Source organism: Flavobacterium gillisiae (assembly GCF_900107635.1).
GTDB classification, from domain to species: domain Bacteria; phylum Bacteroidota; class Bacteroidia; order Flavobacteriales; family Flavobacteriaceae; genus Flavobacterium; species Flavobacterium gillisiae.
Genome location: NZ_FNRD01000010.1, coordinates 138,754 through 157,516, shown reverse-complemented (window position 1 = coordinate 157,516; position 18,763 = coordinate 138,754). Strand labels below are relative to the sequence as shown.

Below are 18,763 nucleotides of genomic sequence, written 5' to 3'. Positions count from 1 at the left end.
AGCAAAATTTGACTATAACGGATTACTTAAATATTATAGAACGTATGGGATTATTAATAAACCTGTAAGGTTTACTTTCTTCAAAAACTGCTTTTACTACAACAATTAAATCACATTATATTTTAAGAAATACAATCAGGCTCTTCTCTCGAAGACGTAAGACTATCTTCATTTCGCTTCAGTTCATAAGGAGAAAAACCAAAACGTTTCTTAAAGGATTTTGAAAAATTAGAATAATTATTAAAACCGTTCATCACTGAAATATTTTTTAAAGGGATTACCGTATGTTCAACCATGAAATAAGCTTTTTTCAAACGTTCCTCATTATAAAATTTATAAATACTTGTTTTGAAAAAATGACGAAAACCCGCTTTTAATTTATACTCATTGGTTCCAAATTTTTGCGCAAGTACTTGTAATGAAGGTAGTGGTGCATCAAGATTTGCTAAGATATAATCATACAGTTTCTGAATCAAAAAAGCATCAACTTTTCTAGGTTTAATTTGTTTTTCATCTCCATTTTTAGCAACCGTGGCGTGATAAGTATCAAGATGACGTGGAATAACAAGATTTAATATAATTTCAGAACGAGGAATCAATTGACCCACACTGCAAGAAACAACAAGAGACAACTGAGTTTTGGTAATAAAATCTACAGCGACAACTGCAGGTAATTGAATACCGCCATCAAAAATTTTGTGAATGTGATCGAATGAAGTACGGCTAATTATAGCAGATAAAGGCTGACCAATCAATTCGTTTTCTCCATAACCTAAAAAAAGAATAATCTCTGATGTTAAACTGCTAATCATGTAATTGCTATCTAGCGTCAAAGTGCTTTGTGTAACAAAATCTTGAGTATTATGGGTATTAACAAATTCAAAAAGGGACCCTTTTATTTCCTCCGCAACCATATTGATTAAAACGACAACAGTTTCTAATTCGTCCTTTTCCTTACTTTCTGGGATCCGACTGTTAAAGTTACCTCTCGCCATTTCAAAGAGCATTTGGTGAATACTAACAATCCGTCTTTGATTATAAATTTCATCCATAATAAGTCTTTTTTTTTATTGTCTCGCCATTTATTTGCTGCTACATACTTTCTAATTTTCATTAAAAGCTAATCACTACGTACTAAATACTAGGTACTAATGACTAAGTACTAACCTCCTTTAAACTCCCGCAAATACCGTAACGCATCAATATCAGTAGAAAAAATCTGAGTAGGGACCGAAGGCTTATTTACTTCTAAATAAAAATTACTTATAGCAAACAGAAGTCTTTCATGTACAACCAAGCCAACAGCAGTCGCTAATACAGAACCAAATTGTGCTAAATAATCCCTACCGGCCTTATCTGTACTAACTACGCCTCGCAGATCACATAAAATGGGGTAAGCCCGTTCACGTTGAAAATGGATGCGATCAGTCACAACAAGTTGAGCGACTTTAAGATCAATAATTGTATTGTTCTTATATTGGAAAAAGAGAATCCCATCGGTAATCCAAAATTTCGCAGATGGATTCTCATAAAAATCATGGGCTGCAATCATGTTTTACGAATTTTTAAATAATTAACAAAAATATATAGATTACCACTCATTACACATGTCAATTAAGGATTATTTATTGTTATTTACGTATTTTGTTGTCAATTCGGGATATTTAGTTGTCAATTCAGGAGCATTCTATAATAACATGAAAAAAACTTCATTTATTATGTTGAATTTTAGCGCTTTAAACAATAGGTCAACTAAAAATAAACAAATGGCAAAAATTAAACACAACAACTTTATCGATACTGTCGATGAAGTATTCGCAGGAGCAAAAAAAGAAGGAGTATTGCATCTTTATTCAGAAGACGATTATTTAAACGGTAGAACTATTACCATAAAAGGTAAAAAAATGTTCCATTTTGGAACAACTGGATACCTCGGTTTAGAACAAGACCACCGCCTCAAAGAAGCTGCCATCGTAGCAATACAAAAATACGGAACTCAATTTCCTTTGTCTAAATCATACATATCTAATCCTTTATATGCAGAACTAGAATATAAATTAGAGTTAATGTATGGCATACCGCCTATCATAACTAAAAATAGCACCCTAGGTCATATGGCCGTAATCCCCACGGCCGTTAGGGATGAAGATGGGGTTATTCTGGATCATCAGGTGCATTGGAGTGTCCAAAATGCCTGTCAGCTACTAAAACTTAGAGGGATTCCTGTAGAGATGATTAGACACAATAATATGGAGATGCTCGAGTACCAAATAAAGAAACTTTCCTCCACATGTAAAAGAATTTGGTACATGGCTGACGGAGTTTACTCTATGTTTGGTGATTTTGCACCAGTGACTCAACTAATGGAATTAAGCAAAAAATATCCCCAATTGTATTTGTATTTCGACGATGTTCACGGTATGAGTTGGAAAGGAAAAAACGGAACCGGATATGTGCTAAGTATTCTAAAAGAACTGCCACATAACGTGATGATTATGGGAACACTAAGCAAAACCTTTGGTGCCAGCGGAGCTGTTTTAATCTGTTCTGATCAAAAACTACGAGAAAAAATTAAAAACTTTGGTGGTCCACTTACTTTCTCTGCCCAACTAGAACCAGCATCCGTGGCTGCCGCAATAGCCGCTGCTGACATTCATCTCTCTTCTGAAATTGAGGAATTACAAGCAGAACTGGCTGGGAAAATACAGCACTTTAACGACTTACTTTCTAAAACCTCCTTGCCCATAATAGTCCAAAATAACTCACCCGTATTTTTTCTTGGAACAGCAATGCCCATAACTACCTATAAACTAGTTCAAAGTTTGTTTCAAGAAGGTTTTTTTGTAAATCCTGCGATTTATCCAGCAGTTCCAGTAAAAAACACAGGAATACGCATCACGCTCTCGATGCACAATCAAAAAGAAGAAATAAAAGCACTAGTAGAAGCGATGGTGAAATACTTGCCAGTAGCACTGGAAGAAACAGCTAACACGCTCTATAAAATAAATCGTGCATTCGGCAGGAATGAGACTAAATATGTACCTGAAAAACAAAAGAGTAAATCGTCATTAAAAGTGCAACATGAAACTTCCATAGAAAAGATCAACAAAAGCATATGGAATGAAATATTAGGCAAACAAAGTGTATTCGACTGGGACGGATTGAAATTTTTAGAAGATGCTTTTTCAAATCAAAGTAGTCCAGAGAATGACTGGGAATTTTATTATTATATAGTTAAAGATGAAGAGAATACAGCTGTTTTAGCTACTTTTTTTACGTTCGGCCTCTGGAAAGACGACATGCTAGCTCCAGAATCAATATCCCTGCAATTGGAGAAAACAAGAAAACAAGATCCCCTTTACCTCACATCCAAAGTGCTGGCAATGGGCTGCTTATTTACCGAAGGAACCCATTGTTACAGAAACGAGTCCCATCCATTAGCTAACCAAGCGATGGAACTTTTGCTCGATCAAGTTGACACACTATACAACGAGCTAGATGCAAACTTTTTAGTATTCAGAGATTTTGACCCAGATATATTGTTAGACACTGTTTTCCACAACCATGGCTTTTTAAAAATCAATATGCCAGAAACAGCTAAAATTCAGAAATTAGAATGGGCATCTGTTCAGGAATTTGCAAGTACACTCTCCGCTCGTTCCAGAAGACATTTCTTTGAAGAGGTACGACCGTTTGAAAAAGCTTTTGATATAGTAATTAAAGAAAAATTAACTGCTGATGAAATGGAGCAATGTTACCAACTTTATAAAAATGTAAAAAACAATAATCATGCTATTAATACTTTTACGTATCCCATAACGATCTTTAACAAAATGATAAATCATCCTAACTGGGAATTCATTCTACTCTATTTAACTAGTAAGGAAAGTGAAGAAAATTATCAGGAAATCGTTGGGGTAATGTTTTGTTACAAAAATACCGATCACACCTACGTTCCTGCCCTTATTGGAATGAATTATACCTACTCTTCAAAATTCCAAATTTATAGACAACTATTATACCAGACTATTAAAAGAGCGAGAACAGCTAACTTTAAAAAAATTGACTTTGGCTTTTCAGCCACTTTCGAAAAGAAAAAGCTGGGCGCTACAATATATCCAAAAGTAGCTTACATCCAGGCAAGAGATAATTTTTCAATGGAATTAATGGGAATGCTACAAAACGAAACTTTAAAATAATCCTCAATCAATAAAGTACCAGTAAATTCAGCTAAGCGAGCAAATGCGCAGTAGAATAAACACTAGTGACTTAGGGTTGATGTCGCAAATTACAGCTATCAAACAGCTAGAATTTGTGATAAAAGTAACGATTAGTAAAGATGCCTTAATCAGAATCGAATGGAGTAAAAGACATAATTTCAGTAACCTCCAATTACGAATAAACAACCATATTAGAACGAACCCGAATCTAAAAAATATGAAGCCAAACAAACACCTCTCCGAATTCTTTGAACGCGTAATCATGGATCACAACCTTAACCCTACTCATGTCAGTTTATACATCGTACTATTCCAATTTTGGAATATAAATCGATATCAAAATCCAATAAGTATAACAAGAGATGAGGTAATGCGCATTAGTAAAATATGCTCTAAGGCAACCTATCACAAATGCATGAGAGAATTAAACGACAAAGGCTTCCTTAAATACGAACCCTCTTTCAATCCATACAAGGGCAGTATGGTACACCTCATCGACTTTTCAGAAATGGAGCCTCCCAACAACAAAAAACAACCGCAAAAGATTTTGAATCAAAAAGAAAAAAACAAGACAACTCCTCTCTTCTCCAGTCCTGTATCGATCAGAAAGACAATTCTCACCCCTACCTAATTCTATAGAACGACATTTCTCAAGTTTTACTAAAAACATTGCACAACCGAAAAACAATAAAAGATGGCGAAAATAATAGCACCTTTTACAATCAAAGGCACAATCGACGATCTCAACTTCGTACTAACAGCAGACGGAACGAATTACGCACGATCAAAACGGGAACAAGCCTTAACCTCCCTCCAATTCAATGCAAACCCCATCTACGATCGAATTCGTAAACACGGCACGGAATTCGGGCACTGCGCAAAAAAATCAGCTATCTTTCGTCAACTTGCTTTACAGTTCAATAAACTAGCGAAAGACGGCAGCTTTGCAGGAAGGGCAAATAAATTACTTTTCGATATTCTTCAAGAAGACACTACCCATCCAATAGGGAAAAGAACACTGGCAGAAGGTTTAAAAACCAATGAGGGCATAGCATCCTTATTATTTTTCGAGAGCAACAAATTAAGACCCTTACGCCAAGTTCTTAAAATAAAGGAACTATGGCATCAGGAAAGTCAAACAGTAACACTGACTGACTTCATAGTAAAAGAGCACTTAGTTTGGCCCGCAGAAGCCACACAGGTACATTTGGCAATAGCCATCACTAATTGGGACTTTGACAATGACAATTTTAACACCTGCTACAGCGAGGCAATCATATTAGATAAAGAGTCCGTAAAACAAACCCTAAAACTATCAACCACCAGACCAGCAGGCAATCATCTACAGCTAACATTTCTCTTTATCGGCTTTGCAACACTAGAACGCAAAAAACACAAATTCCTCCACCGTAAAAACAACACAGCTACACTAATAGCCCACCACACTCCAGTAACTACTCCTTGAACACAATAACACTTATCAAATAAAAAAACCAAAGGAACATCCTTGCTCGAGTAGAATCGTTTCGAAGTTGTCGAGCATACTCCTTATGTATTGGATTGTACGGAATGATTTTTCGCTTAGCCATAATAGATAATTTAAATTATTTTATTAACGAAAAGAACACACCCCTAAGCCCTCTCGAGAGGGGAATGCGTCCGTAGGAAACTTTAACCATCCTATTTTCAAAACAAATTTAAATAAACTGGTGCCAAAAAAATAATATCCATTTGCTAAGAGAGTAAACCCAATTTCCCTTTTTTAATTTCCCCCAGTCATTGCGAAGAATGAAGCAATCTGGTTGGGAAAATGAACCGCGAAATTAAAAAAAACAGCGGTTTACCCCGGCCCTAAAGGGAGACCTCTGTTTTTTTTTAGAAAGATAACTCGTTGAAATAATCAGTCCTCTTTTTTAACTTCACCCTTTAGCGAGGGGAAAAAATTAAAAGAAACCCAACCCCTATAACAAACCGCATATCCCTTCGAATAGCATCGTATGTATAGATCCGCCCTAAAATTAAAAACGTCGAAAAACAACGATAAAACGCAGTAGCAGCAGTCCGCGAGTTGAGCCTGAAAGGCGAACGGCTCGGGCTGCGGAACAGAGTTTTGAGGTAGTTTTTAAGTTTTAAATTTTCAGGCAGTGAAATCGAAGATTATTTCATCCGTTCGCCTTTCAGGCTCGGGTCATGAATACAAAAAAAACAATAATGAAGCATGAATAATTTTTTGTTACTTTTTTCATCAAGGAAAAAAGTAAAATAGTAATTCAAAAAACAATTTGCAATCGCAAATGAAGCATCCGTTCCTTTCCCTTTTTTAATTTCTCCCAGTCATTACGAAGAATGAAGCAATCTCGCGATGAAAAATGAACCGCGAAATTAAAAAAAACAGCGGTTTACCCCAGCCCTAAAGGGAGACCTCTGTTTTTTTTTAGAAAGATAACTCGTTGAAATAATCAGTCCTCTTTTTTAATTTCTCCCAGTCATTGCGAAGAATGAAGCAATCTCGCGATGAAAAAATTAAAAAAACAGCGGTTTACCCCGACCCTAAAGGGAGACCTCTGTTTTTTTTTAGAAAGATAACTCGTTGAAATAATCAGTCCTCTTTTTTAATTTCTCCCTTTAGGGTTGGGGAAAAAATTAAAAAAACCACCAGTCTAAAACTCATCTTTTCACTTCCCACAAATTCCAAAGAATGAAACAGTCTCGAATGCAAACCCAATTTCCCTTTTTTAATTTACCCCGTAATTGCGAAGAATGAAGCAATCTCGCGATAAAAAATGAACCGCGAAATTAAAAAAAAACAGCGGTTTACCCCAGCCCTAAAGGGAGACCTCTGTTTTTTTTTAGAAAGATAACTCGTTGAAATAATCAGTCCTCTTTTTTAATTTCTCCCAATCATTGCGAAGAATGAAGCAATCTCGCGATGAAAAAATTAAAAAAACAGCGGTTTACCCCGGCCCTAAAGGGAGACCTCTGTTTTTTTTAGAAAGATAACTCGTTGAAATAATCAGTCCTCTTTTTTAACTTCACCCTTTAGCGAGGGGAAAAAATTAAAAGAAACCCAACCCCTATAACAAACCGCATATCCCTTTGAATAGCATCGTATGTATAGATCCGCCCTTAAATTAAAAACGTAAAAAACAACGAAAAAACAAAGTGGCAGCGCTCCGCGAGTTGAGCCTGTAAGGCGAACGGCTCGGGGCGCGGAACGGCGTTTTGAGGTAGTTTTTGAGTTTTTAATTTTCAGGCTTGATTTTTTTGTTACTTTTTTTGATCAAGCAAAAAAGTAAAATCATAAATTAGAGAATATTCGTCCTTGTAAATAACAACTTCAAATCAATCTCAAAAAATGATTCCACTTTTAGTGAGATTGCTTCGTCCCTCGCAATGACCCTGTACTCCTCCAACTATTTTATCTCCAAGATCACGATAAGCATTTCAACATTGGCCAGCGGGATTACCCCCGAGTCGAGGAGGAACGACGAGCGGCAGCAGTCACGATAGTGAAAACCAATACGAAGTGAGCTTCATCAAACATCGCTTAAAATAAAAGTTAACTAAGATAAAAATCTAAAATCATTATCATTTATTACACACTGCCTTGCACATGCAAACAACAGAAAACTGAAAACAGCTAACCGAAAACAGACAACTTATAACACATAACTGAAAACAAAAAAGTCCACAGAGAGTACTCCCTATGAACTTTTAATAAACTATTAATAAAAAAACTTATTTCACATCCAACAACTCAAAAGTCGAATTCATGCTTTTGAATTCCGGTACTATTTTTTTCATTTTCATTACGATTTCATCATTCCCTAAATAATTAGCATTATCGATTAACTCTTCGATATCATTATGCAAGTTTTCATATTCGTCTTGAATTTCTTCTGCAATCATTATTTTTTCATGATACGTAGGAATTGTTTTTGAAGTGTCATTAAGTAGTTCTTCATATAACTTCTCACCAGGTCTCAAACCAACAATTTGTATTTTAATATCTTTATCAGGTACGTATCCCGCCAACTTAATCATCTTTCTTGCCAAATCTATGATTTTAACTGGTTTACCCATATCAAAAATATAAATCTCTCCTCCTTTACCCATAGCTCCAGCTTCTAGAACCAACTGGCAAGCTTCAGGAATAGTCATGAAGTAACGAATAATATCTGGGTGCGTTATCGTAATTGGACCTCCTTCAGCGATTTGCTTTGTAAACAAAGGCACCACAGATCCATTAGATCCCAATACATTACCAAAACGAGTCGTAATAAATTTAGTTGCGTTTTTCTCTCCTACATTCTGAATCTTTAACTGTAAAGATTGTACATATTTCTCTGAAATACGTTTGCTTGCTCCCATAACATTACTTGGGTTCACGGCTTTATCCGTAGAAATCATTACGAATTTCTTAACCTTATATAAACAGGCTAAATCAGCAAGATTTTTAGTTCCACCAATATTGGTAAGAATAGCCTGAGAAGGATTTTCTTCCATTAAAGGCACATGTTTGTACGCAGCCGCATGGAAAACTACTTGCGGTTTATATAATTTAAACACCTTTTCCATTGCCTCTTTATTCCTAATATCGGCAACAACAGTTCTAATTTTTGAATTTGTAGGTAGCACTTCAGTCTCCAAATTCAAATGATGTAATGGCGTTTCTGCTTGGTCCAAAATAATCACCTTTTTAGGGTTATAAATCAATACCTGACGTACAATTTCACTACCTATAGAACCTGCGGCACCTGTAATTAAAATAGTATTATCCTTTAATTGTTTCGAAATGGATTTATTATCCAAAACAATGGGCTTTCTTTCCAGAAGATCTTCAATTTGTATCGTTTTTACTTTTTGGGATATCTCTTTTTGATTTTCCCAGTCAGCAATCAGTGGAACTATGTACACCTTATAATTAAACTCTAAACATTGGTCCACAATGATTAATCGTTCTTCTTTTGACAAACTTTTATCAGCAATAATAACTCCTTCAGCTCCAACGGAACGCATTAAAGTGGGTAGTTTTTTCTTTAAAATTAGAATCGGTAAATCCAACATTCGCTTGGATGAATTTTGATTATTCCTATCTACAAACCCTACAATTTTAAAACGAAGAGGCGATTCCAACTTTAAAGCTTTGGCAACTGATATCGCATTGGCATCTGTACCGTAAATTATCGTTCTGGATAATTTTATATCACTTTTTTCTGAAAGATAATGCTCGAAAGTTTGTTTTACAATAACACGGTATAAAAACAATCCACAAAACGAAAGTACCATATTAATAAAAAGCGCCGTGTTTAAAAATGCTTTATGCCCGTAAACTAATTCAAAAGCAAAATTCAATAGTAACAAGATTACTAAAACTGCCATTTGTGAAAATAACAACTTAACAGCATCAATATAAGAGGAATGCCTAATAATACCAGAATAAGTCCTAAACAACCAAAAGAAAAAGATATTAATCCCAAACAGAGAACTAATATATAATACACTATTTGGCGTTACAATATAATCCAACCCAGTACCTCTAAACAATAGGTAGGTAAAAAAGAATGCGATTATCAAAACTGCAAAATCCATCATAACTATTATCCATCTAGGTAAATAACTTAGATTATGGATATTAAATTTTAGATTATCCCTGGAAAAAAGATTTCTTATAAAAGAAGTTTCACCTGAATTTGTATAATTACTCAAAATATATCTTTTTAACTATTTTTAATGAAGACATCAAAATTACTACTAATTATTCTATTTATGCATTTTAATTTTAATCAAATAAAATCACAAATTTAATCTTTCTTACTAAATAGATTTAAAATAACCGTTTTAATTCTACTTCGATCTGCTTCCGTGAGATTGGAACTGGATGGTAAACAAAGTCCATTGGTAAAAAGTGTCTCGGCAATAGCATGGCCGTAATAAGGATAGTCAGAAAAAATTGGCTGTAAATGCATCGGTTTCCATAACGGGCGTGATTCTATATTCGCTCCTGCTAATACTAATCGCAAGTTCTCCCTCGTAATTCCAAACGTCTTTATTGGATCTAACAAAACAGTACTTAACCAATAATTTGAAAATGAATTTTCATTAGCCACAGTAAACACAGTTACCCCCTCAATATCTTTGAATACATCCAGATAAAATTCATGCATTTTTCTTCGTAACAGTATGTGTTCGTCCAAAACTTCCATTTGGCCTCTACCAATTGCTGCACAAACATTACTCATTCGATAGTTGTACCCTACTTCAGAATGCTGATAATGTGGAGCATCTTCTCTTGCCTGTGTTGCTAAAAAAATGGCTCTTTCCTTTAACGCTGCAGAATTGGTTACAATCGCTCCGCCACCAGAAGTCGTTATAACCTTACTCCCATTAAAAGATAAAACACTGACATCTCCAAAAGTGCCACATTTTTGCCCCTTATAGCAACTTCCTAAAGCCTCTGCACTGTCTTCCAGAATGGGAATAGAATATTGGTCTGAAATCAATCTTATTTCTTCAATTTTGTAAGGAGTACCATACAAATCGACAGCGATAATTGCTTTTGGTTTTTTTCCCTTAGCAATCCTATCTATAATAGCAGTTTCAAGGGCTACTGGACACAAATTCCAAGTTTCGGGTTCACTATCTATAAAAACAGGGGTTGCCCCCAAATATAAAATAGGATTGGCTGAGGCTGAAAAAGTCATGCTTTGACAAAGAACCTCGTCCCCCGACTTAACGCCTAAAAGAATTAATCCCAGATGAATAGCCGCCGTTCCCGAATTTAAAACGGCAACATGCCCTGAACCCAAATAATTTTCTAAGTTTTGTTCGAAAATCGTCAAATTTGGCCCCATTGGAGCAATCCAATTACAATCAAAAGCCTCTTGAATGTACTTCTGTTCATTCCCACCCATATGGGGAGTCGAAAGCCAAATTTTGTTATCACCCATTTCTTAAGAATTAATCACCATTGAATATACATTATCCTAAAATTATTTATTAAATAACGTAAATCGAAGATCTAGCAAAAAGATTGACAAGACCTACTAAAACAATATCCCTCACAATAAAAACGTCCGGATCAGATGCGCCCTAAAATTGAAAACGTCAAAAAACAACGAAAAAACACAGTGGCATCAGTCCGCGAGTTGAGCCTTAAAGGCGAACGGCTCGGGCTGCGGAACAGCGTTTTAAGGTAGTTTCGTAAGTTTTAAATTTTCAGTCAGTGAAATCGAAGATTATTTCATCCGTTCGCCTTTCAGGCTCGGGTCATGAATACCAAAAAAAGAATAGTAAACCATTCATAATTTACTGTTGCTCTCATCCTAACCGAAGTCTCAGGGTTAATTAAGACAAATCGAAGATTCAGAAACCCGAGCATAGCGAACAGGCGAAGCAAGCACCAATTAAAATAAAAGTTAGCTGAGCTAAAAAAGCAATACACAATTATCATTCTGCTTAATAAACTTCCACTGGAAATTAAAAAAATAGAGGTTTATCCCCAGCCCTAAAGGGAGACCTCTGTTTTTTTTTAGAAAGATAACTCGTTGAAATAATCAGTCCCCTTTTTTAATTTCTCCCAGTCATTACGAAGAATGAAGCAATCTCGCGATGAAAAAATTAAAAAAACAGCGGTTTACCCCAGCCCTAAAGGGAGACCTCTGTTTTTTTTTTTGAAAGATAACTCGTTGAAATAATCAGTCCTCTTTTTTAATTTCTCCCAGTCATTGCGAAGAATGAAACAATCTGGTTGCGGAAAAAATTAAAAAAAACAGCCCCATTACAAACCGCATATCCCTTCGAATAAAAACGTATGGATTAGAACCGCCCTTAAATTAAAAACGTAAAAAACAACGAAAAAAAAAAGTGGCAGCGCTCCGCGAGTTGAGCCTGAAAGGCGAACGGCTCGGGGCGCGGAACGGAGTTTTGAGGTAGTTTTTGAGTTTTAAATTTTCAGGCAGTGAAATCGAAGATTCATGAATACCAAAAAAAATATTAACCCATGAATAATTTTTTGTTACTTTTTTCATCAAGGAAAAAAGTAAAATAGTAATTCAAAAAACAATTTGCAATCGCAAGTGAAGCATCCGTTCCTTTCCCTTTTTTAATTTCTCCCAGTCATTACGAAGAATGAAGCAATCTCGCGATGAAAAAATTAAAAAAACAGCGGTTTACCCCGGCCCTAAAGGGAGACCTCTTTTTTTTTTTTAGAAAGATAACTCGTTGAAATAATCAGTCCTCTTTTTTAATTTCTCCCAGTCATTGCGAAGAATGAAGCAATCTGGTTGGGAAAAATTAAAAAATCCAACTCCACCATTCCATAACCACAAAAATACCAACAGCCAAAGCGATACCGCTTAAATATAAAGTTAAGCAAGCTAAAGAATTACACCATACTTTTTTTAAAACGCAGTTGACGAATAATATATGCCCTAACTCCTAAATATACAAGAGTCATCAGCAGTAAAAATCCTCCTGCAAAGTACAGCGACAAACTTCCGTTTGTATCCAAATAAATTATAATAGCGTTAACTCCTAACTGAAGTACCGCATAAATAATCGAAACCGCAACATGAGAATATCCCATTTCGTTGGCTAGATATTGATACAAATGAGAACGATGTGGTTGGAAAATATTTTCTCTCTTTAATAATCTGTTAATGATAGTAATAATTGCATCGATACCATAAACAGAAAAGAAAAGGATATACGCTAACTGACCAGATTCAATAATTGTCTTTATCATAAAGTATCCTAAGAAAAGTGCCATACTAATACTTCCCACATCTCCGGCAAAAGTCTTCGCTTTTTTTCTAAGGTTGAATATTCCGAAAACAATACACGACAATCCCATCGTGATCAATAATGGCAAGTTTGCTGCATTTACTGGTAAGTAAGCAAAACTTACAATAGCCACTAGCGAATATAACACAGTAATACCGTTGATACCGTCCATGAAATTAAAAGCATTCACCCAACCAATTAGTAAGACAAATACTATAGGAAGCAACCATATCACTTCTGAAAATAAATTCAAATCATAAAACACCAAAAGTACAGCTCCTACATGTGATGCAAACCGTGGCAATTGTGACAGAGGTTTAATATCATCAATAAAACTGACTAATGCTACTAGTACAACTGCCAAACTAATCTCCCAAGAGACATAATCTAGGAAAAAAGCAATTAGTATTGCAATTGGAAAAATAACTCCCCCTCCGCGCAATGTTATCGATGTATGAGAGGACCTACTGTTCGGTTTATCAATTATATTGTATTTATCGGCTATTTTAAAATAAAAAAGCTCAATAGCAACTAAAGCTACAAATAGGACTAGGTATTGTATATATGGCATTGTATTTTTTTAATAGAGAATATTTAAACCATTCTCAATAACGAACTATTTGTGTTTCAATAAACCTAAAAGATATTCTCCATAACCCGACTTTTTCAAAGGATCAGCTAATTCTTTTAGTTGTTCGCTACTGATAAAACCTTGTCTCCAAGCAATTTCTTCAATACAGCCTACTTTTAATCCTTGACGTTCTTCCAAAACTTGAACAAATTGTCCCGCTTGCATCAAACTATTAAATGTTCCTGTATCTAACCAAGCAGTTCCTCTACTCAAAATCCCTACTTTCAAGTTTCCTTTTGCTAAATATACTTTATTAACATCCGTGATTTCATATTCTCCACGAGGGCTAGGTTTTATATTCTTTGCAATTTCCACTACTGAGTTATCATAAAAATACAAGCCAGGTACCGCATAATTAGATTTGGGTTCCAAAGGTTTCTCTTCAATTGAAAGTGCTTTTAAATCCTTGTCAAATTCCACCACTCCATAACGCTCTGGATCTGAAACATGGTAAGCAAAAACAACGCCTCCTTGTGGCTTGGTATTCGAACGAAGTAATTCTTGCATATTAGAACCAAAGAAAATATTATCCCCTAAAACTAGGGCAACATCATCATTTCCTATAAATTCTTCACCTATTACAAAAGCTTGCGCCAAACCATTAGGAATCGCTTGTTCGGCATAACTAAACTTGCATCCTATAGTAGAACCGTCTCCTAATAATTTTTTAAAATTAGGTAAATCATGCGGCGTCGATATAATTAAAATTTCATTAATCCCAGCCATCATCAAAGTAGATAACGGATAATAAATCATCGGCTTGTCATAAACCGGCATCATTTGCTTGCTCATTGCCAATGTTAAGGGATGTAAACGGGTGCCAGATCCTCCAGCTAATATAATTCCTTTCATAGTTTTCACGAATTTTACGAATTAAAACGAATGTTTCGAATTTAAAACGAATTACTTCAAATTGATTATTCTCTTATAAGTTAATGAAGGCGTGCCGAAATTAATCAACATACCCAATTCCAATTTAGTAAATTTTAAATAATTTGTCAACTGCGCGTAAAATGCAACTGGTATTTGTGATACTGCTTTTATTTCTACAATAATTGTATCATAGCAAACAATACAAAATAAGCTTTTAGGCTCGTTTTAATCAAATGCTTTTTTATTTTTTCAAAGGATCTCTTCACCTCATACTTCTCGATACAATTTTATAAAAATGCTCTCGCTATTTTATAAAATCACTCGAAGTGACGGAAATTAACAGAATACTCTTCACACCACTCCTCTCCCGTCCTTAGCTTCCGCAGTCGAGCGTCAAATGTTTGAAGAAGTCGTAAAAACAAAAACTGTTTGAGCGAAGCGAGTTTTTTTGTTTTAGACTTCGAAAACTAATTTGACCGACGAGGGAGCGCAGACTTGATTTTTTTGTTACTTTTTTGATCAAGCAAAAAAGTAAAAACAATCCTTACTCAATTCGAATTCTAAGTAACCAAAACCATTTTACCTCACTCTTCGAAATCTTCCGACCTAGGGCTGCGGAACATAGTTTTGAGGTAGTTTTTAAGTTTTCAATTTTCAGTCTTGATCTTTTGTTTCTTTTGCATCAAGGCAAATCGAAGATTCAGACACCCGAGCGCAGCGAACAGGCGAAGCAAACACTACTAACAAAAAAAGTACAGTGAGCTAAAAGAAAATTAACAAACCCTTAATTTATAAAGTTGAACATAACCTCCTTGGTTGCATCCATTAATGAACTTCGGATAATTCGCTTTAAATTAGTTTTAATTCGCGTACTGCTTATCGTAATAACTCGCATACTCCCCAGAAGTAATATTATTCAACCAAGTTTGATTTTCCAAATACCAAGTGACCGTTTTCTCTAACCCTTCTTCAAAAGTAACAGAAGGCTTCCACCCTAGTTCTTTATTAATCTTATTAGCATCAATTGCATAACGCAAATCATGACCTGGACGATCTTTCACATAAGAGATCAATTGTTCGGATGTACCTGCTTCACGACCTAACTTCTCATCCATGATTTTGCAAAGCAATTTAACTAAGTCAATATTTTGCCATTCGTTAAAACCACCAATATTATACGTATCATGATTCACCCCTTCGTGAAAAACCAAATCAATCGCCACAGCATGATCCTCTACAAATAACCAATCACGGGTATATTTCCCGTCCCCGTAAACAGGTAAAGGTTTATTTTGAATAATATTATTGATAAACAACGGAATCAATTTTTCAGGAAAGTGAAATGGTCCGTAATTGTTAGAACAGTTTGTTAAAACATAAGGCAAACCATACGTCTCTCCATACGCACGCACAAAATGATCTGAACTTGCTTTAGAGGCCGAATAAGGTGAATTTGGATCGTAGGCCGTAGTTTCAGTAAACAAGCCCTCAGCACCAAGACTTCCATAAACCTCATCAGTACTGATATGATAAAAACGCTTTCCTTCCATATTGTCCTTCCAAATCGCTTTGGCAGCATTCAATAAATTCATAGTACCAATCACATTTGTTTTCACAAAAGATAACGGATCAGTAATAGAACGATCCACATGAGACTCGGCAGCCAAATGTAAAACACCATCAAACTGATGCTCAGTAAATAAAGCATCGATAAAATCCCCATCTACAATATCTCCTTTTATGAAGGTATAGTTAGGTGCATTTTCAATATCTACAATATTCTCTAAATTACCTGCATACGTCAAGGCATCTAAGTTGAATATTTGATACTCTGGATAGTTGTTTACAAAACGTCTTACCACATGCGAACCAATAAAACCGGCTCCTCCCGTAATTAATATTTTTTTCATTTTTATTTTTTTTGTAACTATTCAGCTGTTATCGTGTTTTAAAGCTATCAACAAAGTTCCCGTCAGTTCAGTTTATCCCGAACTTGTTTCGGGAAGTGATTTTATAAAATAGCGATAGCATTTTTATAAAATTGTATCAAGAACAAATTGTGCAAACTAAACTTCTCGATACATTTTTGGCTAATGAAACCCCCAGTCTTACTCCTATTTTATCAGCAAAAAACACTCGAAGAGACGACCGTGGAATTCATGAGAATTACGTTTTCTATAACAAAAATCTTCACTCCCACTGCTAATCTCTAACTTCTCACCTCTAATCTTGAATTTTCGACTCCCTTTAGGGAAGGGGAAAAACGAAAATCTTCACTTCTTTCTTCTAACTCTAAACCTTAAACTTCAAACCTTTTAACCATTTAACCTTTCAACAACCCCATACATTTTTTCAAACTCTCCTTATAATCAGGCACTTCAATACCATAAGTAGCTATAATTTTGCTTTTATCCAATAATGAATAAGCAGGACGTGCTGCTGGAGTAGGATATGCCGAAGAAGGAATCCCCTTCACTTCACACTGTTCCCCTGTAATTTCCTGAATAGCCAATACAAATTCGTACCAACTGATCTCTCCTTCATTTGAATAATTATAAATTCCAGGAATCCAATTCTCATTACTCACTATATCCATCATGGCTTGCGCCAAATCTGCTGCATAAGTTGGAGAACCTATTTGATCATTTACAACATTCAAACTATCTCTTTCTTGCATTAAGCGAGACATCGTTTTGACGAAATTGTTTCCAAAACTAGAATAAACCCATGAAGTTCTAATAATTAAAACATCAGGATTAACTGCCAACGCGGCTAATTCTCCAGCGCGTTTCGTAGCTCCATATACATTGATAGGATTGGTTAGCGCCTCTTCATTCAAAGCAATTGAAGAAGTGCCATCAAAAACATAATCGGTAGAAACATGGATTAATTTCACATCATGCTCTTTTGTATAGGTCGCTATTACGCTGACCGCTCGGTGATTCACTACATCGGCTAATTCCGTTTCCGATTCTGCTTTATCTACAGCGGTATAAGCTCCGCAGTTTAATATAATATTAGGTTGAATATTTTCTAATTGCTCTATTAACTTATTTATATAATCTAACGAAATTTGCGTTCTATCCGCAAAAATCCAATCAAATTGCGGGTAATTTTTAGATAGAATTTTAAATTCAGAACCCAATTGTCCTGTTGCACCAGTAACTAAAATTTTTTGCATTAGAATTGGCTATTACATACATTAATAAATGGCAAAACTTGATCTTTATCCGAGACTATAGCATTTTCCAAATCCATTCCCCAATCAATACTTAACGATGGATCATCATACTTGATACCTCCTTCAGATTCTTTATTATAAAACTGATCACATTTGTACATAACCGATGCTGTTTCACTAATTACGGAGAAACCATGTGCAAAACCTTGTGGCACTAATAACTGTTTTTTATTCTCAGCAGAAAGTAAGACGCCATAAGCTTTCCCATAAGTAGGCGAATCTTTTCTTAAATCGACAGCTACATCAATAATTTCACCTTCTAAAACTCGTACCAATTTTGTTTGAGCATAAGGTGGATTTTGATAATGCAAACCTCTTAAAGTTCCCTTTTTTGAAAAAGACTGATTGTCTTGAACAAATTCAATATTAATTCCTAATCCCTCGAATTTCGTTTTACTATATGATTCAAAAAAATAACCACGTTCATCACCAAAAACGGTAGGCTCAATTACGACAAGGTCTTTTATAAATGTTTTTTCAATTTTCATTCTAGTATATATTAGTTTAAATTTTAAATTCTCCAATAATCTGAAGGGTAACGTACATCATCCTCTTGTACATTACTCAATGGTAAGGTAGAAAAAGAAATTAATTTAGAATCCTTTTCTAAAGCATCTATAGCATTAGCAAATCCAGCAGGAATATGTAAAACCCTAGACTCAAAGCACGATAGAACAACTGTTTCAACTCTTAAGTTTTTTGATGGATTTTCCCAATTGTCAATCTTAACATAGCCAATTTTAAAAGAACCAGCTACGCAAAAAAAATTTTTTTGATCTAATTTATGACCTTGCCAAGCTCGTAAAGGAATTTCATCTGAATTAGCAATCATGTAAAAGCGTTCAATCCCTTCAAATTTAAAATCATTTACAAAAGAAACAGAACCTCTATGATCTTCAAATCGAACTCCTTCAATAACCTGAACTCCCATACTATTATTATTTAAATCTTTATAAAAAACACTTGTAATTCACCATTCCATTCTATGATAGTTGATCTTAATCTCTTATGACA

14 protein-coding genes are annotated in these 18,763 nt (G+C 35.0%); 3 read left to right on the top strand and 11 right to left on the bottom strand.

Annotated elements, in window-relative coordinates:
* Positions 1–122 precede the first annotated feature (122 nt).
* Together BLV35_RS14370 and BLV35_RS14365 are read right to left on the bottom strand one after the other, a co-directional pair.
* Positions 123–1,052 carry a helix-turn-helix transcriptional regulator gene (locus tag BLV35_RS14370; RefSeq protein WP_091091770.1) on the bottom strand — a complete coding sequence of 310 codons (930 nt, stop codon included), beginning with the start codon at positions 1,050–1,052 and terminating at the stop codon, positions 123–125.
* Between the two features lie 110 nt (positions 1,053–1,162).
* Positions 1,163–1,552 carry a DUF7793 family protein gene (locus BLV35_RS14365; protein WP_091091767.1) on the bottom strand — a complete coding sequence of 130 codons (390 nt, stop codon included), beginning with the start codon at positions 1,550–1,552 and terminating at the stop codon, positions 1,163–1,165.
* Positions 1,553–1,766: 214 nt separating this feature from the next.
* Here BLV35_RS14365 and BLV35_RS14360 point away from each other — a divergent pair, with 214 nt between their 5' ends.
* The 3 genes from BLV35_RS14360 (at position 1,767) to BLV35_RS14350 (ending at position 5,685) form a co-directional block, all read left to right on the top strand.
* Positions 1,767–4,199, top strand: a complete 2,433-nt coding sequence (locus BLV35_RS14360; RefSeq protein ID WP_091091819.1) for an aminotransferase class I/II-fold pyridoxal phosphate-dependent enzyme — start codon at positions 1,767–1,769, stop codon at positions 4,197–4,199.
* A gap of 43 nt (positions 4,200–4,242) precedes the next feature.
* On the top strand, positions 4,243–4,851 hold the full coding sequence (locus BLV35_RS19520; protein WP_245712066.1) for a hypothetical protein: 609 nt from the start codon (positions 4,243–4,245) through the stop codon (positions 4,849–4,851).
* 63 nt (positions 4,852–4,914) lie between these two features.
* Positions 4,915–5,685 carry a hypothetical protein gene (locus BLV35_RS14350; RefSeq protein ID WP_091091764.1) on the top strand — a complete coding sequence of 257 codons (771 nt, stop codon included), beginning with the start codon at positions 4,915–4,917 and terminating at the stop codon, positions 5,683–5,685.
* 2,273 nt (positions 5,686–7,958) lie between these two features.
* On the opposite strand, the gene BLV35_RS14340 is transcribed toward BLV35_RS14350, so the two are convergent.
* The 9 genes from BLV35_RS14340 to BLV35_RS14300 all read right to left on the bottom strand — a co-directional run bounded on the left by BLV35_RS14340 (position 7,959) and on the right by BLV35_RS14300 (position 18,680).
* Complete coding sequence (locus BLV35_RS14340) at positions 7,959–9,929, bottom strand: polysaccharide biosynthesis protein (RefSeq protein WP_091091761.1); 1,971 nt, start codon at positions 9,927–9,929, stop codon at positions 7,959–7,961.
* A gap of 95 nt (positions 9,930–10,024) precedes the next feature.
* Positions 10,025–11,170 (bottom strand): DegT/DnrJ/EryC1/StrS family aminotransferase, encoded by a 1,146-nt coding sequence (locus BLV35_RS14335; protein ID WP_091091758.1) that lies wholly within the window; start codon positions 11,168–11,170, stop codon positions 10,025–10,027.
* A gap of 1,436 nt (positions 11,171–12,606) precedes the next feature.
* Positions 12,607–13,575 (bottom strand): MraY family glycosyltransferase, encoded by a 969-nt coding sequence (locus BLV35_RS14330; RefSeq protein WP_091091754.1) that lies wholly within the window; start codon positions 13,573–13,575, stop codon positions 12,607–12,609.
* Between the two features lie 45 nt (positions 13,576–13,620).
* Positions 13,621–14,487 carry a glucose-1-phosphate thymidylyltransferase RfbA gene (gene rfbA, locus BLV35_RS14325; RefSeq protein ID WP_091091751.1) on the bottom strand — a complete coding sequence of 289 codons (867 nt, stop codon included), beginning with the start codon at positions 14,485–14,487 and terminating at the stop codon, positions 13,621–13,623.
* A 51-nt stretch (positions 14,488–14,538) separates the two neighbouring features.
* Complete coding sequence (locus tag BLV35_RS19745) at positions 14,539–14,709, bottom strand: GxxExxY protein (RefSeq protein ID WP_091091748.1); 171 nt, start codon at positions 14,707–14,709, stop codon at positions 14,539–14,541.
* A 659-nt stretch (positions 14,710–15,368) separates the two neighbouring features.
* Positions 15,369–16,418: a dTDP-glucose 4,6-dehydratase gene (gene rfbB, locus BLV35_RS14315; RefSeq protein WP_091091744.1), complete on the bottom strand. Its 1,050-nt coding sequence runs from the start codon at positions 16,416–16,418 to the stop codon at positions 15,369–15,371.
* Between the two features lie 413 nt (positions 16,419–16,831).
* Complete coding sequence (gene rfbD / locus BLV35_RS14310) at positions 16,832–17,689, bottom strand: dTDP-4-dehydrorhamnose reductase (RefSeq protein WP_091091741.1); 858 nt, start codon at positions 17,687–17,689, stop codon at positions 16,832–16,834.
* On the bottom strand, positions 17,689–18,237 hold the full coding sequence (gene rfbC, locus BLV35_RS14305) for a dTDP-4-dehydrorhamnose 3,5-epimerase (RefSeq protein WP_091091738.1): 549 nt from the start codon (positions 18,235–18,237) through the stop codon (positions 17,689–17,691). The genes rfbD and rfbC overlap by 1 nt, the downstream gene beginning before the upstream one ends.
* 23 nt (positions 18,238–18,260) lie before the next feature.
* On the bottom strand, positions 18,261–18,680 hold the full coding sequence (locus BLV35_RS14300; protein WP_091091735.1) for a cupin domain-containing protein: 420 nt from the start codon (positions 18,678–18,680) through the stop codon (positions 18,261–18,263).
* Positions 18,681–18,763 lie beyond the last annotated feature (83 nt).

Excerpts from the sequence above, each read along its gene's own strand:
- rfbA (WP_091091751.1), bottom strand. The coding sequence starts at position 14,487 with ATGAAAGGAATTATATTAGCTGGAGGATCTGGCACCCGTTTACATCCC.
- BLV35_RS14330 (WP_091091754.1), bottom strand. The coding sequence starts at position 13,575 with ATGCCATATATACAATACCTAGTCCTATTTGTAGCTTTAGTTGCTATT.
- BLV35_RS14365 (WP_091091767.1), bottom strand. The coding sequence starts at position 1,552 with ATGATTGCAGCCCATGATTTTTATGAGAATCCATCTGCGAAATTTTGG.
- BLV35_RS14370 (WP_091091770.1), bottom strand. The coding sequence starts at position 1,052 with ATGGATGAAATTTATAATCAAAGACGGATTGTTAGTATTCACCAAATG.
- BLV35_RS14335 (WP_091091758.1), bottom strand. The coding sequence starts at position 11,170 with ATGGGTGATAACAAAATTTGGCTTTCGACTCCCCATATGGGTGGGAAT.
- BLV35_RS14360 (WP_091091819.1), top strand. The coding sequence starts at position 1,767 with ATGGCAAAAATTAAACACAACAACTTTATCGATACTGTCGATGAAGTA.
- rfbC (WP_091091738.1), bottom strand. The coding sequence starts at position 18,237 with ATGAAAATTGAAAAAACATTTATAAAAGACCTTGTCGTAATTGAGCCT.
- BLV35_RS19520 (WP_245712066.1), top strand. The coding sequence starts at position 4,243 with ATGCGCAGTAGAATAAACACTAGTGACTTAGGGTTGATGTCGCAAATT.
- rfbB (WP_091091744.1), bottom strand. The coding sequence starts at position 16,418 with ATGAAAAAAATATTAATTACGGGAGGAGCCGGTTTTATTGGTTCGCAT.
- rfbD (WP_091091741.1), bottom strand. The coding sequence starts at position 17,689 with ATGCAAAAAATTTTAGTTACTGGTGCAACAGGACAATTGGGTTCTGAA.
- BLV35_RS14300 (WP_091091735.1), bottom strand. The coding sequence starts at position 18,680 with ATGGGAGTTCAGGTTATTGAAGGAGTTCGATTTGAAGATCATAGAGGT.
- BLV35_RS14350 (WP_091091764.1), top strand. The coding sequence starts at position 4,915 with ATGGCGAAAATAATAGCACCTTTTACAATCAAAGGCACAATCGACGAT.